This window comes from Pseudoxanthomonas sp. CCNWLY206-1 (assembly GCF_039710385.1).
GTDB lineage: Bacteria > Pseudomonadota > Gammaproteobacteria > Xanthomonadales > Xanthomonadaceae > Pseudoxanthomonas_A.
Map to the genome: position 1 here is coordinate 199,310 of NZ_JBDKXI010000005.1, position 14,823 is coordinate 214,132.

Consider the following 14,823-nt stretch of genomic DNA (forward strand, 5'->3'; position numbering starts at 1 on the left):
GGTAGCGCCATGTACGACAAGATCATCGATGCCCTGCGCCGCGGCGCTAACGCCGACGCACTGACCGCCGCGGAAACGCTGGCGGCCGAACGTCCGGACGACGCCCAGGCCCACCGCTGGCTGGCGGCGGCATTGCAGCAGAACGGCCAAGCCGAAGCCGCGCTGGCCAGCATCGACCAAGCCATCGCACTGGCGCCGCAGGAAGCCGATCTGCACCTGGCCCGGGCCGGCGTATTGATCGGTACCCGCCGCACCGATGAAGCGCAGGTTGCGCTGAACACCGCCAGCGGCCTGGACCCCAATCAGTTCAGCGCCTATCTGATGCAGGCGCAGCTGGCGCTGGGCCGCGGCGACCTGGACGAAGCCGAGCGTCTGAACCGACTGGCCGGGCGCGTGTCGCCGGATCATCCGCAACTGGCCGCCATCGATGGGATGGTCGCGCTGCGCCGCGGCGACGCGGATCGTGCGTTGCGTTTGGTGTCCGCGGCGATCCAGCAAGCACCGGAAGACGCGCAGCTGCGTTACGCGCTTGGCTTCATCCATATGGAAATGGGCCACTGGGCATTCGCCGAGCAAGCCTTCCGCGGCATCGTTGAGAAGAATCCTGCAGCCAAGAATCTGCACAGCCTGATCGCCGACCTCGTTCGTCGCCAAGGCCGCCCCGCCGATGCGGCCGATGAACTCGCTCCGCTGCTGGCCGAGCCTTCCGCTCACCCGGCCATCCATCGCTATGCCGGCCATCTGCGCCTGGCTGCCGGGCAGAACGAAGCTGCCTTGGAGTCGCTGCGCACCTCATTGGCGGGACAACCGCGTGACCGCGACACGCTGCTGGCCATCATCGAAGCCTGGCGCCGCCTGGGCGCGCAGGACGATGCCCGTGCCACGCTGGATGCAGCGTTGGCGACCACCTCCGACGCGCATGAGTTGTGGCTGGCGCGGTTGTTGTTCGAAACCGTCGGCAGTGCGGAAGCGCGCGCCGTGGTGGAACGCTGGGTGTCGGCCATGCCGACGCACATTCCCGCCTTGGAAGCGCAGATGGCGGTGTTGGATTTCGCCGGCGATACCGATGCCGCGGAAGGTATCGCGCGCCGGATTGTCGAACGGGACCCGGGCCGCAGCAGTGGAGAGCAGCGTCTGGTCGATGGCCTGTTGCAACGCGATCCCGCCGCGGCAATCGCACGGGTAGAAGATCTGGTGGCACGCGCGCAGGACCCGCAGGCCAAGCAGAGCCTGCGCGGCTGGCTGGGCTTCGTGCAGGACCGCGCCGGTCGTTTCGCCGATGCCATCGCTACGTGGTCGGCACTGGCGCAGGAGCTGGCGCCTTCCCGATTGCCTTTGCTGCCGTTGACGTCCGCGCCTCGCGAGTGGCCGCCACTGGCACCGGCGCCTGAGGCGCCCGGATCCCGACCTCTGCTTCTCTGGGGCGCGCCGGGTTCGGTGGTGGAATCGGTAGCGGGCGTGTTGGGCGCTGTGGGCGGCAAGCTCCGCGCCGATCGCTTCACGCCCAACCCGCCGCACGATGGCTTCCAGAACTACCGCACGCCCGTGGCACTGGCCTCCGGTGAACTTAAAGGCGAATCACTGATCGCTGAATGGCGTGCAGCCCTGCCGTCGCGTCAGGCCGCCGACGGCTCGCTTATCGACTGGCTGCTGTGGTGGGACAACGCATTGCTGCATGCGCTGCGGCCGCATCTGCCAGAAGGCCTGTTGCTGATTGCGGTGCGCGATCCGCGCGACGCTTTTCTGGATTGGCTGGCGTTCGGTTCGCCGGCTCCGATGGCACTGACGGATCAGCAAGCCGCGGCCGAATGGCTGGCGAAATCATTCATCCAGATTGCCGACCTGCACGCACAAGACCTGTACCCGCATCGGCTGATCCGCATGGACGCCATCAAGGACGATGCCGCGGCGGTGTCCGCCGCCATTGGCGAGGCGCTGGGCATGCAACTCCCGGCACCGCCGTCATCCGGCGCCAAGCGATTCCCGGAGGGACATTGGCGTCACTATGCGGATGCGCTGGCCGGTCCTTTCGCCGCGTTGACTCCGGTGGCCGTACGGTTGGGTTACCCGGAAAACTAGGGCCTGTTAGTGCGGTTAGGCTTTTGTAGGAGCGGCGTCCCGCCGCGAGCTCTTCCGTCAGGTCGCCAAAAGCAAGAGCAGTTGAAGCCCGACCGTTCGTCATCCGGGCGCGCTGCGGCGCGCTTTTGATCGCGCATGCCGAGAGGCTACCGGGGCGCGAACCTTTGCTTGTATCGCTATCTGACAGGAAGAGCTCGCGGCGGGACGCCGCTCCTACAAGAGCGAGCCCCTGGTAAGACTGGGAAGCAACGTGGCCTATCCTAGTAGCGTTAACACGCCCTATTCCACCCAACAGGAACGACCATGCGTATCTGGAGCGATAGTTTCGAAAACACCCAGCGTATTCCGGCCGAATTCGCGATGGGCCAGCCCGATGGTTTCGCGCCGAATCGCAATCCGCACCTGGCCTGGGATGACGTACCCGAGGCCACGCGGTCATTCGCATTGTTGTGCATCGATCCGGATGCACCGACCGTGCCGGAAACCGTCGGCCGCGATGATCTGGAGATCCCCGTCGATCAGCCGCGCACCGAGTTCGTTCATTGGGTCATGATCGACATCGCCGCCGACGTGCGCGAGATTGCAGCGGGATCAAGCAGCGACGCCATCACCGCCAAAGGCAAGCGGAATCCGCCGGGCCCCACGGGTTCACGACAAGGATTGAACGACTACACCGGTTGGTTTGCTGGTGACGCCGACATGGGTGGCGACTACTTTGGCTACGACGGCCCGTATCCGCCATTCAATGACCTGCGGGTCCATCGCTATTTCTTCCGCCTGTTCGCGTTGGATACTGAAAAGCTGGAACTGCCGGAACGCTTCACCGCCGCGGATGTCTTCCGCGCCATGCACCAGCATGTGCTGGCCGAGGCGACCATGCACGGCACGTACGCATTGAATCCGAAAGCTGTCAGTTGATGATGTCGCCGCTCTTGTGGGAGCGACGTGAGTCGCGACCGGGATCCCAAAGCTTTGGAGACGGATCAACACAGATAAGCACGGATAAAAAGCTTTTTTGATCCGGCATAATCCCAGTTAATCCGTGTCCAATGCGTCGTCGTGTCCACGGTCGCGACTCACGTCGCTCCCACAAGGTAGCTGTCTGCGATCTGTGGGGACGATGTAAGTCGCGACTGCAAAGACCCTACGGCTGCACCACTTCCGATTCAACCACCATGTCCAGTACGTAAACCTCGGAAGAGGCGTCGGCAGGTACTGGATTGCGCTTGAAGCGTTTCGTGCGCAAGACGTTGCGTATGCCGGCTTCGTGTGAATAGCCCTCAATGCTTTCATAGAAGTTCTGCCACTGGCCGGCGGCGGTTTTCAGGCCTTGGGCGTCGTACTGGAGTTCGCGCACCTGCAGGCAGCGTTTGTCTTTGATCAACGGATGGTTGCAGGGCTTTGTCTCCGCAGCGACTTCCAGGAAGACCGTTTCGCCGGTGCCGCCGTAGCGGGTTTGGGCGGTGGGTTTGCCCGTGAACGTCAGCACTTGGCCATCGCGTGGTTCGGTGCGCAATATCAATGTCGGCGTTGCGCCGTTTTCGATGCTGATATCCGGTGTTGCACTCAGCGCAGCGCTGATGGCCTGATCGGCCTGCATCAGCTTCGGTTCGCAAGCCATCTGAGTCTGCGCCAACGTGCCGACATTCAACTTCCCCTTCTCGACAGTGTAGGCGCCGCTCATGCCATTACAGCCACCGGAAGCGCTGAGCCTGCCATCGGCGAAGTCCAGCTGCAGTGGCTTGTCGGCGCGGGGGAACAGCGCTTCGATGCGCTGATCGCCACGGGCAGTGACCGCACGAGTGAGTTGCCAATGATGGCCGACAAGCATCGTGGTATCGATGTTTGTCGCGGTCGCGGAACTTGCCGGTGTGGCGGCGCTGGTTTGCGCATCCGATGGAGCAGAGGATTCCTGCGTTGGGTGCGTGCAGCCGGCCAGGGCGAGCGGAAACATCAGCAGTAGGGCACGGGTCATGGCGATTTCCTTATGAAGTTGGTTAGTTCCAACGCGCCGCAGGGTAGCGCGGGGTGAACACTCGCGCCACCGGTTCAGGCATTGGAGAGCGGTGAGCGGAAACGTTTCTCAACAGCCGAATGGCTGGCCATGACGATTCCTTCTTTTTCCGGTCTCCGGAATTCGCCCAATAAAAAACGCCGGCCTCAAGGGCCGGCGCTAAAGATGCCTGCGTTAGCGGGCAACGGAGGAGAGTCTTATTTGGTGATATCGACGTCCTTCGTCTCGCGAAGGAAGAACGTACCGATCACGAACGTGATCAGCGCCACGATGATGGGATACCACAAGCCCGAGTAGATGTTGCCGGTCAGCAGCACCAGTGCGAACGCGGTCGTTGGCAGGAACCCGCCGAACCAGCCATTGCCGATGTGATATGGCAACGACATCGACGTGTAGCGGATGCGGGTGGGGAACAGTTCCACCAGCCATGCGGCAATCGGGCCGTACACCATGGTCACGTACAGCACCAGGATCACCAGCAGCAACAGCACCATTGGTTTGTTCATCTGGGCGTTGTCGGCCTTGGCCGGGTAGCCTGCGCTGTCGATAGCCGCGGTGACCGCTTTCGCCAGCTTGTCTTGCTCCGCCTTGGCTTCCTCTGCCGTCACCTTGGTGAGGTCGACGCTTTCGATGACCGTGTCGCCGATGCGCACACTGGCCAGGGTGCCGCCCGCTGCGGTCTGGTTGGTATACGGCACGCTGCGGCTGTTGAGCAGATTCTTCACCAGGTCGCAGGAGTTGGTGAACTTGACGTGGCTCTTCAACTCACCCGGGACGAACTGGAACGAACAATCCTTCGGGTCCGCGATCACCACCGCGGGCGAATTCGCCGCGGCTGCTTCCAGGGCCGGATTGGCGTAGTGCGTCAGTGCCTTGAAGATCGGGAAGTAGGTGACGGCCGCCAACAAACAACCGGCCATGATGATGGGCTTGCGGCCGATCTTGTCCGATAGCCAGCCGAAGAAGATGAAACCGCCGGTGGCGATCGCCAGTGCCGCCGCGATGTACAGGTTGGCGGTGATCGGATCGACCTTCAGTGTCTGGGTCAGGAAGAACAACGCATAGAACTGGCCCGCGTACCACACCACGGCCTGGCCGGCGGTCGCGCCCAGCAGTGCCAGCAGCACGATCTTGCCGTTGCTCCAATTGCCGAAGCTTTCCGTCAGCGGCGCCTTGGAGTGCTTGCCTTCGGACTTCATCTGCTGGAACACCGGTGATTCGTTCAACTTCATCCGGATCCACACCGACACCAGCAACAGCACGAACGAAATCAGGAACGGAATACGCCAGCCCCACTCCTTGAAGGCGTCTTCGCCCAGCAGCGTGCGGCAGCCCAGGATCACCAGCAACGACAAGAACAGGCCGACCGTCGCGGTGGTCTGGATGAAGCTGGTGTACAGGCCGCGTTTGCCCATCGGCGCATGCTCGGCGACATAGGTGGCCGCGCCGCCGTATTCACCGCCCAAGGCCAAGCCTTGCAAGCATCGCAACACCACCAGCAGGATGGGTGCCGCTATGCCGATCGAGGTGTAAGTGGGCAGTATGCCGACCAGGAACGTCGAAATACCCATGATGACGATGGTGACGAGGAACGTGTACTTGCGCCCGATCATGTCGCCCAGGCGTCCGAACACGAGTGCGCCGAACGGACGTACCGCGAAGCCGGCGGCGAAGGTGAGCAACGCCATGATGAAGGCGCTCCCCGCGGGCAGCGCGGAGAAGAAGTGCACGGCGATGATCGCCGCGAGTGAGCCATACAGATAGAAGTCGTACCACTCGAAAATGGTGCCCAGGCTCGAGGCGATGATGACCTTTCGGTGGCTCTGCGTCAGTGCGCCCGGTGCGGGCGCGGCGGCGGTTGTGGTGGACATGGTGTTCTTCCCCTCAGAAGGTGTACTTGACGTGGGTGTGCAGACGCTTCAGATCGCCTTCGCGATCATCCTCAAGCGAACGCTGGCCATAGATCAGTTCCGCACCGAGATCGAGCTTCGGGAACGGCGAGTAGATCACGTTGGCATGCATCGACTGCGTGCGTTCGGTGACGCCAAAGCCGGTCATGGCCGCGTCGTTGTCGAAGTGCGAGGCCGAGTACATCAGGTTGGTGCGCACTTTCGGGCTGAACACGTGACGCCAGGCGACGAATCCGCCGTAGCCGTCCAGTGCATTGATGTCGCCGTTGGCTTCGGTGACGACGTCGCTGCCCACGCCGAAGGCCAGGTAGCGGCCGATGCCCTGGCCGGCGTTGACCGCGTAACGGATGTCGTCGCTCTTGCCCAGGTTGAACTTGCCCGACACGCTGACCGACGCGCCAGTGTCGGTTTCGTCCGCCACTTTGAACTGACGCAGCAGGCCGGCAACACTGAAGTGGCCCCAGTCACCCTTGGCCTGCCAACGTGCGGTGACGTCGGGTGCCGCGTTGTCGCCGCTGTTGAAGCGCGTGCCAGCCAGGTACGGCGTGACCGTCGTTTGCGGGTTCTCCACCGAGAACGACCAAGGTCCCTTCGTGTAGCGCAGCTGCGCCTGGCGCACGAAGATGGTGCCATCGGTGGGCCCGACGAAGTCGACTGCATCCGGCAACGCCGCGGTGTCCATGAAGTTGGACCAGGCTTGGCCGGCCAGCCAGTTGTTCCAGGTCACGTACGCCTGGCGCAGGCTGACCGCATAGGTGTTGGTCGATGTCTCGTTGCCGACCAGGGTATTGTTGCCGCCGCCGAAGAAATCAGCCTCGATGTAGGCCTTGAACTTGTCGCCACCCTCGGTCACGTGATCGGCGCTCAGCCAGAAACGCGAGAACTGTGCGTGGAAGTCAGCGTACGGATCGCCGCCGTCCGCGCCGGCGCCGCCGACGGGAATGGTGCTGGGCACATAGAACAGGCGACCGGACGAACCATCGGCAATGCGGCCGTCGCTGGTGTCGGTCACCATTGCGTCCATCTTGATGAAGCCGCCATAGGAGAACACGGTTCCCGGATTGGCTGCCGTCATGATGGTGGTGTTCTGAATCGGCTGTTTGCCCGCCGGCAACGGCGCGGGCTGCGCTGCCTGCGTGGCCTGTACCTGGGTGACTTGCTGCTGCGTGGTGGCGATCTGCGATTGCTGCTGTTGCTGCGCCGACACCAGCATCTGCACCTGCCGCTCCAACTCGGCGACACGTGCTTCCAACGCCCGTTCCTTGGCGGTTTGAGCGAAGGCCATGCCTGGCGCGATAAGGGCGACGAATAGCGCGGCCGCCAACGGCCGCCGCGTCATCGATGCGATACGTGTGGTCATAACCCCTCCCGGAAATGGACGCGGGCCGCCAGCGGGGCGGCCGCCAGGCAGACTTGCGCTTGAGCGTGGCCCGCGCCTATTCGCCATTAGTCGTATACGCGGGCGACTTGCGCTAAATCCTTGTGAATCAGGCCCTGTGACGATTGCGGACGTAACCATGGCTACGGCGTTTTACGACCAAGGTCTAAGGCGGTTGCTGCGATGCCGCATGATGGAATGCGGCAAACTCAACCATCGCAATCGGCAGGCGCCGGCTCCGCATTCGCAGCGAACCGCGTGTTCCTGTCAAAATCGACCAGCTCACATTGGTGCGGCTTGAAACGGTATTACTTGGACGTACTAGTTGTCCTGCGCCGATAGAGCGGGCTCCAATAGAGCCAGGTCCAATCGATAAAAAAAATTTGGCGGTCTTTGGGAGGCCTCATGACAGATATCTACCCGGTCGATCCGGCATTCGCCGACAAGGCGAGCATTCGCCAGGACGACTATCAGCGCGACTACCAGGCCTCGGTGGAAAATCCGGAGACGTTCTGGGGGCAGGTGGCCGAACGGCTGCAGTGGTTCAAGAAACCGACCAAGATCAAGGATGTCAGCTTCGGCCTGGACGACTTCCACATTCGCTGGTTCGAAGACGGCGAACTCAACGCCAGCGTCAATTGCCTGGACCGCCAACTCGCCACCCGCGGCGATAAGACAGCGCTGCTGTTCGAACCGGATAGCCCGGATGCACCGTCCTACCGCGTCACCTATCGCGAACTCTACGAGCGCACCTGCAAGCTGGCCAACGCACTACGCAACCTGGGCGTGCAGAAAGGCGATCGCGTCACTCTCTACATGCCGATGATTCCCGATGCGGCCGTGGCGATGCTGGCCTGCGCGCGCATCGGCGCCATCCATTCGGTGGTGTTCGGCGGCTTCGCACCCAATTCCATCGCCGATCGCGTGGCCGACTGCGGCAGCAAGCTGATCATCACCGCCGATGAAGGACTGCGCGGCGGCAAGAAAGTGCCGCTGAAGGCGAATGTCGATGCCGCCCTGAAGCTGCCCGGCACCAACTCTGTCGAGACCGTGCTGGTCGTTCGCCATACGGGCGGCGCAGTGGACATGCAAATGCCGCGCGACCGTTGGTTCGATGCAGTGGTCGACCCGCAGCCGGCCGAGTGCGAGCCGGAACGCATGAACGCGGAAGATCCGCTTTTCATCCTGTATACCTCCGGCTCCACCGGCAAACCCAAAGGCGTGCTGCACACCACCGGTGGCTATCTGCTCTACGCCAGCTATACCCACGAAGCGGTATTCGACCTGAAAGAGGACGACGTCTACTGGTGCACCGCCGACGTGGGCTGGGTCACCGGCCACAGCTATATCGTCTACGGGCCGCTGGCCAATGGCGCCACGGCGCTTATGTTCGAAGGCGTGCCCAACTATCCGTCGGTGTCGCGCTTCTGGGAAGTGATCGACAAGCACCAGGTCACCATCTTCTACACCGCACCCACCGCCATCCGCGCGCTGATGCGCGAAGGCGAAGCACCGGTCAAGAAAACCTCGCGCAGTTCACTGCGGCTGCTGGGCAGCGTGGGCGAGCCGATCAATCCGGAAGCCTGGCGCTGGTACTACGAAGTGGTGGGCGATTCGCGCTGCCCGATTGTCGACACCTGGTGGCAGACCGAAACCGGCGGTGTGCTGATCACGCCGCTGGCCGGTGCGATAGATCTGAAACCCGGTTCGGCTTCGCTGCCGTTCTTCGGCATACGCCCGGCATTGGTGGATGCCAATGGCGAAACACTGCAAGGCGCCGCCGAAGGCAACCTGGTGCTGCTGGATTCCTGGCCCGGCCAGATGCGCACCGTGTATGGCGACCACCAGCGTTTCATCGACACCTACTTCCGCACCTACCCCGGTACGTATTTCACCGGCGACGGTTGTCGGCGCGATGAGGATGGGTATTACTGGATCACTGGGCGCGTCGACGACGTCATCAACGTCAGCGGCCACCGCATCGGCACCGCCGAAGTGGAAAGCGCGCTGGTGTCGCACCCGAAAGTCGCCGAAGCCGCGGTGGTTGGATTCCCGCACGACATCAAGGGCCAGGGCATCTATGCCTACGTCACGTTGATAGCCGGCGAAACGCCCAGCGACGAACTGCAGAAAGAGCTGGTGCTGTGGGTGCGCAAGGAAATCGGCCCGATCGCCGCCCCCGACCATCTGCAATGGGCACCAGCCTTACCCAAGACCCGCTCCGGCAAGATCATGCGCCGCATCCTGCGCAAGATCGCCGAGAACGCACCGGACCAGCTGGGCGATACGTCCACGCTGGCGGATCCGTCCGTGGTTGAGTCTTTGGTGGCGGAACGGAAGGTGAAGTGAGCGGGGAGGCTAAAAGCAAATCCCCCCTGCCCCCCTTTTTCAAAGGGGGGAATTCCCCACTTCGTCTGAATACATGGCGATGCCCGGCCGCAGTAGCGGCCCGGACAGCTCTCCTAGGCGACCTCAGTGAGCTTAACGAAAGTTTCCCCCCGTTGAAAAAGGGGGGCAGGGGGGATTTGCTCCTAACGTCCTTTGACAATCTCTTGCCAGATCGCTTCGACCACAGCATCGGTTTCGAGCAACGTTTGTCCGTCGTCAAAGCGCAGCACCCGCAATCCCAACTGCTGAAGATAGCTATCGCGAACCGCATCGCGCGCCATTCCCGCCGCGTCGAAATGTTGTCCTCCATCAAGTTCGATCACCAAGCCGGCGGCCGGTGCGTAAAAGTCAACGATGTAACGTCCGATCGGCTTCTGCCGATAGAACTGCACCCCATGCAACTGTTTCCTGCGTATATGAAGCCACAGCCGCCGCTCGGCGTCGGTCATGTCTCGGCGAAGTCGGCGCGAGTAGGGCTTGAGATAGCGTTCGTATCTGAGCATGGATACAGCAAATCCCCCCTGCCCCTCTTTTGCAAAGGGGGGAATCTCGATTCTCTTGTAAGAAAAGAACGCCTGAAGACCTACAACCACGGGAGGTCAACAAGCGTCGGGATTTCAGGACCCACGGATACACCCCCCTTGCAAAAGGGGGGCAGGGGGGATTTGCTTTTACAAGGAAGGAGCCCCGCATGCCGACACTGTTAATCGCCGACGACCACCCGCTGTTCCGCGAAGCGCTGCGCGGTGCGGTCAAGCGCGTGCTGCCGGGCGTGGTGTTGCATGAAGCCGACAGTGTCGATGCGTTGTATGTGCTGGCCGATGCGCATCCGGATGCCGATCTGCTGTTGATGGATCTCAACATGCCCGGCGCGCATGGGTTCAATGCGTTGGTGCACCTGCGTTCCTTGCATCCGCAGCTGCCGGTTGTCATTGTCTCGGCGCGCGAAGAGCCTGCGGTGATGCGGCGCGCGCTGGATCATGGCGCGCTGGGTTTCATTCCCAAGTCCGCCGATTCGGACACCATCGGCGAGGCCATCGGCCTGGTGCTGGATGGCGAACGCTGGGCGCCGGCGGAGGCGCACAACGCTCCTCCCATTGGCAGCGATGAGCGCGATGTGGCGCAGCGTGTGCGTGATCTGACGCCGCAGCAGTTCAAGGTTCTGCAGATGCTTGGCGCGGGACGGTTGAACAAGCAGATCGCCTACGATCTCAATGTGTCGGAAGCCACCATCAAGGCCCACGTCACCGCGATCCTGCGCAAGCTGGGTGTCACCAACCGTACGCAAGCCGTGCTGATGGCTGGCCGCTTGGCGGTGGATCCGGATGGCATCGTGCTGCCCCCGGAAGATGACGGCTGATCGTCGTTGCCAGGCCTACGTAGGCGTCGCCGCCTGCGTCGTCGCATGCGCAGCCAGGAAGGCGCGCAGTGACGCGGGTTTGACCGGCTTGGTCAGCACTCGGTAACCGCGTTCACGGGACAGTTGTTTCAGCTCGTCGCGGCCATCGGCCGTCAACAACGCACCAGCGATGGGGCCAGGGCATGCTTCACGTAGCGCGTCCAACGTATCCAGCCCGTCCAGGCGATCGTGCAGGTGATAGTCCACTAGCATGACGGTTGGCGCCGCCGCGATCTTTTCCAGTGCTTCATCCACCGTGGTGGCGGTAAGCGCCTCGACCTGCCAACGTTCGAGCAGCGCGCGCATGCCGTCGACGATTTCCTGATCGTTGTCGACGCACAGCACGCGCAAGCCCGCAAGCGATCCGGAGGGCGGTGCGGTCCGTTCCATAGGTGGATGGTGTTCGGCAACAGCAGCCGCACGCGGCACCGTGATGGAGAACATGCTGCCGCGGTTGACCGCGCTGCGCGCATCCAGTTCGTGGTTGAGCAGGCGCGAAATGCGCTGGCAGATGGACAGACCCAGTCCGAGGCCGCGCTCGCCCCAGTCGAACGGCTGCTGGAAACGATGGAATTCTTCGTATATCTGTCGCATGTGGTTCTGTGGAATGCCGGGCCCGGTATTCCAGACCTGCAGTACCGCGTCGCCATCGCGCGCGCGCATGCCCAGGACGATGCGGCCGTCGCGCGTGTAGCGCAACGCATTGGCCAGGAAGTTCTGAAGCACGCGCCGCAACAGGCGCCGGTCACTGCGTACCGGCATCAGGCGGGCATGCACGCGCAGGTCCAATCCACGGCCGGCGGCGACGGGCGCATATTGCTGGGCGAGTTCACGCAGCAGTTCGCCGGCGTCAAAATCACTGATCTCGGTACGCAATCCGCCCGCGTCCAGGCGGGAAACATCGAGCAAGCCATCCAGCAACTCCTCCGCCGCGCGCAATGAGGCATCCACGCGTTCGGCCAGGTGTTCCTGTTCCGCACCTTGCTCGCTGTCTCGCAGAGCGGAAACGAACAGGCGCGCGGCATTGAGCGGTTGCAACACGTCATGGCTGATGGCCGCCAGGAAGCGCGTCTTCGATTGCTGCGCGATCTCGGCGGCATGGCTGCGTTCGGCCACGCGCTCCTCCAAGGTTTCGTTGGCCTCCAGCAACAGCGTTTCGGCGCGCTTGAAATCGGTGATGTCGTTGTAGCTGGTCACGTATCCGCCGCCGGGCAACGGTTGGCCACGCATCTCGATCACTTGACCGTCAGGGCGAACGCGCTCGAACACATGTGGCGAGCCGGCGCGCATGTAGCCGATGCGCTTGTTGATCTGTTCGTCGATGTCGCCTTCGCTCAGCTCGCCGCGCTCCGCGTTGTAGCGGATCAGGTCGGCGACGGGCCGGCCCACGTAGAGCATGCCGTCGGGATAGCCGAACATCTGCTGGTAGCGGCGGTTCCAGGCGACCAGCCGCATGTCTGGATCCACGACGCTGACGCCGGCGCTGATATTTTCCAAGGTGGTCGACAGGATCTCGCGGTTGAAGCGCAGCTCCTGGCCGGCTTGATCCAGCACCGCCACCACTTCGCCTAGCTCCATGCCTGAGCCGCGCAGCACGCTGGTCAGCACGATGCGTGCCGACGCGGCGCCGATAGCGGCGGCCAGCAGGCGTTCGGTGAACTGCACCCACACACGATCGGCCGGCGCGTTGAGTTGCAGTTCGCGCTCGGAAGCTTGGGCTTGTTCGGCGAAAGCACGCCGCGCATGACGCTCGCCGACCACGCGTTCGGCCAGCGTGCGCAGGTCGCCGACACGCACGTTGCCCGGCCACTCGCCAGCGACCAGGGCAGGGCGCTGCGCATAAGGATCCAGGAAAGGCGCGGCCCGCAGGCGCTCGTCGACACCGGGGCGCCAACGCGCCGACACGATCATCATCGCGCCGGTATTCAGCAGCAAGGACCAGAAGCTGCCATGCGTCAGCGGGTCCCAGCCAGTGAGGCCGAACAGTTGCTGCGGCCGCAGCCAAGCGAGATCGAAGGGTCCGCTTTGCAGCCAGTCGGATCCGATCCAGCCGGCCTGGGTCATCGTTGGCAGTAACAGCGTGTAGATCCAGGTCAGGAAGCCCAGCACCATGCCGACTTCCACGCCGCGCCGGCTGGCACCGCGCCAGTACAGTCCTCCGATCAGGCCGGGCGCGAACTGCGCGACCGCCGCGAACGCCATCAGGCCATACGAGGCCAACGTGCTGTCATTGCTGCTGCTGCGATAGTAGGTGTACGCAGTCAGCGCCAGCAGCAGGATGGCCACGCGGCGAATCCACAACACGCGCGAAGCGACGTCCGCCTCGGCGTGATGCTCCGCCCAGCCACGCCGCAGCAGTACCGGCATGACCAGGTCGTTGCTGACCATCGTCGCCAGCGCGATGCTGGCCACGATGACCATGCCGGTCGCGGCCGAAAAACCGCCGACGTAGGCGACCAGCGCCAGCGCGTTGCGCCCTTCAGCCAGCGGCAGCGCCAGGATGAAACTGTCGTTGGCCACGCTGCTGCCGTTGCCGAACAACGCCATGCCCGCCGCCGCGACCGGCACCACCATCACCGAGATCAGCGCCAGGTAGACACCGAACAGCCAGCGCGCGCGGCGGATATCGCTGACGTCGCCGCATTCCACCACCGCGACATGGAACTGGCGGGGCAGGCAGACGATGGCCAGGAACGCCAGCAATGTCTGGGTGATGAAGCCGACCGGCGGCGAGTTCTCGAACAGCGTACGCGCCGAGTCGGCGACGTGGATGGAGTGCCCTTCCAGCCAGAAATAGGCGAATACGCCAATGGCGATCATCGCCACCAGCTTGACCACCGATTCCAGCGCTATCGCCAGCATCATGCCGTGGTGGTGCTCGGTGGCATCCACCTGGCGCGTGCCGAACAGCGCGGCGAATAGCGCCATCAACAACGCGACATACAACGCCGGATCGGAGAAGAAGCCCTGCGGGGAATCGCCCGATTGACCGGTCAGCACGTTCAGGCTCATCGCCACGGCTTTGTACTGCAGGGCCAGATAGGGCACCACGCCGATCAGCGCGATCACCGTTACCAGGGCAGCGAGTCGTCGCGAGCGTCCATAGCGAGAGGAAATGAAATCGGCGATGGAGACCGTGTTCTCGCTACGCGCGATCAGCGCCAGCCGCTCAATGATGCGCCAGCCGAACAACAGCAACAGCACGGGGCCCAGATAGATGGGCAGGTAGCCGATACCGTTGCGTACGGCGCTGCCCACGGCGCCGTAGAACGTCCACGAAGAACAATAGACCGCCAGCGCCAGGCTGTAGACCACCGGCCGTAGCCACGGCCGGTCGGGATACATCGGGCGGCGGTCGCCCCACCACGCCACGCCGAACAGCAGCGCGGCATAGCCTATCGATACCAGCAACAGGAGCCAGCTCGAAACCAAGGTTGTCCTCCCCATTGCTCTGCGGTGCCAGTGTACTGCGGGGCTCGGCGGCGCGCGGAAGCGTGCGTCAGCAGCTTGCCGCTGGGCGCGGGATCGGGGAAGCTCGCATACCCATACGGCACCGCGACGCTCCGCAATGAGGGTCTGCCATCCGCCGGAACCCAGGAGCACACGAACCGTGACCTCGACGACAGAATCCCCGAACGCGCCGCTGCCCCTGCGC

Annotated in this window: 9 protein-coding genes; 4 read left to right on the forward strand and 5 right to left on the reverse strand. The window is 63.3% G+C overall.

Features of this window, described 5'->3' with window-relative positions; all coding sequences use genetic code 11:
* The first annotated feature begins 9 nt into the window (after positions 1-9).
* Entirely contained in the window at positions 10-2,079 is a 2,070-nt protein-coding gene (locus tag AADW18_RS13075; RefSeq protein ID WP_337343836.1) for a tetratricopeptide repeat protein, read from the forward strand.
* A gap of 303 nt (positions 2,080-2,382) precedes the next feature.
* On the forward strand, positions 2,383-2,997 hold the full coding sequence (locus AADW18_RS13080; protein ID WP_337343837.1) for a YbhB/YbcL family Raf kinase inhibitor-like protein: 615 nt from the start codon (positions 2,383-2,385) through the stop codon (positions 2,995-2,997).
* Positions 2,998-3,223: 226 nt separating this feature from the next.
* Here AADW18_RS13080 and AADW18_RS13085 read toward each other — a convergent pair whose 3' ends face one another.
* The 3 genes from AADW18_RS13085 to AADW18_RS13095 all read right to left on the reverse strand — a co-directional run bounded on the left by AADW18_RS13085 (position 3,224) and on the right by AADW18_RS13095 (position 7,363).
* Positions 3,224-4,054, reverse strand: a complete 831-nt coding sequence (locus AADW18_RS13085) for an META and DUF4377 domain-containing protein (RefSeq protein ID WP_337343838.1) — start codon at positions 4,052-4,054, stop codon at positions 3,224-3,226.
* Positions 4,055-4,290: 236 nt separating this feature from the next.
* Entirely contained in the window at positions 4,291-5,964 is a 1,674-nt protein-coding gene (locus tag AADW18_RS13090; RefSeq protein WP_337343839.1) for an MFS transporter, read from the reverse strand.
* 13 nt (positions 5,965-5,977) lie between these two features.
* Complete coding sequence (locus tag AADW18_RS13095; protein ID WP_337343840.1) at positions 5,978-7,363, reverse strand: DcaP family trimeric outer membrane transporter; 1,386 nt, start codon at positions 7,361-7,363, stop codon at positions 5,978-5,980.
* A 423-nt stretch (positions 7,364-7,786) separates the two neighbouring features.
* Between AADW18_RS13095 and acs the strand changes: the two genes are divergently transcribed.
* Positions 7,787-9,730 carry an acetate--CoA ligase gene (acs, locus tag AADW18_RS13100; RefSeq protein ID WP_337343841.1) on the forward strand — a complete coding sequence of 648 codons (1,944 nt, stop codon included), beginning with the start codon at positions 7,787-7,789 and terminating at the stop codon, positions 9,728-9,730.
* A 182-nt stretch (positions 9,731-9,912) separates the two neighbouring features.
* Here acs and AADW18_RS13105 read toward each other — a convergent pair whose 3' ends face one another.
* Complete coding sequence (locus AADW18_RS13105) at positions 9,913-10,362, reverse strand: endonuclease domain-containing protein (RefSeq protein ID WP_346842730.1); 450 nt, start codon at positions 10,360-10,362, stop codon at positions 9,913-9,915.
* A gap of 98 nt (positions 10,363-10,460) precedes the next feature.
* On the opposite strand from AADW18_RS13105, the gene AADW18_RS13110 reads away from it, so the two are divergent.
* On the forward strand, positions 10,461-11,129 hold the full coding sequence (locus AADW18_RS13110; RefSeq protein WP_337343842.1) for a response regulator transcription factor: 669 nt from the start codon (positions 10,461-10,463) through the stop codon (positions 11,127-11,129).
* Positions 11,130-11,144: 15 nt separating this feature from the next.
* Here the strand turns inward: AADW18_RS13110 and AADW18_RS13115 are convergent, their stop codons facing one another.
* The gene (locus tag AADW18_RS13115) at positions 11,145-14,600 is read right to left on the reverse strand and encodes a PAS domain-containing hybrid sensor histidine kinase/response regulator (protein ID WP_337343843.1); all 3,456 of its coding nucleotides are present in this window, start codon (positions 14,598-14,600) and stop codon (positions 11,145-11,147) included.
* Between the last annotated feature and the right edge of the window lie 223 nt (positions 14,601-14,823).

Excerpts from the sequence above, each read along its gene's own strand:
- AADW18_RS13075 (WP_337343836.1), top strand. The coding sequence starts at position 10 with ATGTACGACAAGATCATCGATGCCCTGCGCCGCGGCGCTAACGCCGAC.
- AADW18_RS13080 (WP_337343837.1), top strand. The coding sequence starts at position 2,383 with ATGCGTATCTGGAGCGATAGTTTCGAAAACACCCAGCGTATTCCGGCC.
- AADW18_RS13085 (WP_337343838.1), bottom strand. The coding sequence starts at position 4,054 with ATGACCCGTGCCCTACTGCTGATGTTTCCGCTCGCCCTGGCCGGCTGC.
- AADW18_RS13090 (WP_337343839.1), bottom strand. The coding sequence starts at position 5,964 with ATGTCCACCACAACCGCCGCCGCGCCCGCACCGGGCGCACTGACGCAG.
- AADW18_RS13095 (WP_337343840.1), bottom strand. The coding sequence starts at position 7,363 with ATGACCACACGTATCGCATCGATGACGCGGCGGCCGTTGGCGGCCGCG.
- acs (WP_337343841.1), top strand. The coding sequence starts at position 7,787 with ATGACAGATATCTACCCGGTCGATCCGGCATTCGCCGACAAGGCGAGC.
- AADW18_RS13110 (WP_337343842.1), top strand. The coding sequence starts at position 10,461 with ATGCCGACACTGTTAATCGCCGACGACCACCCGCTGTTCCGCGAAGCG.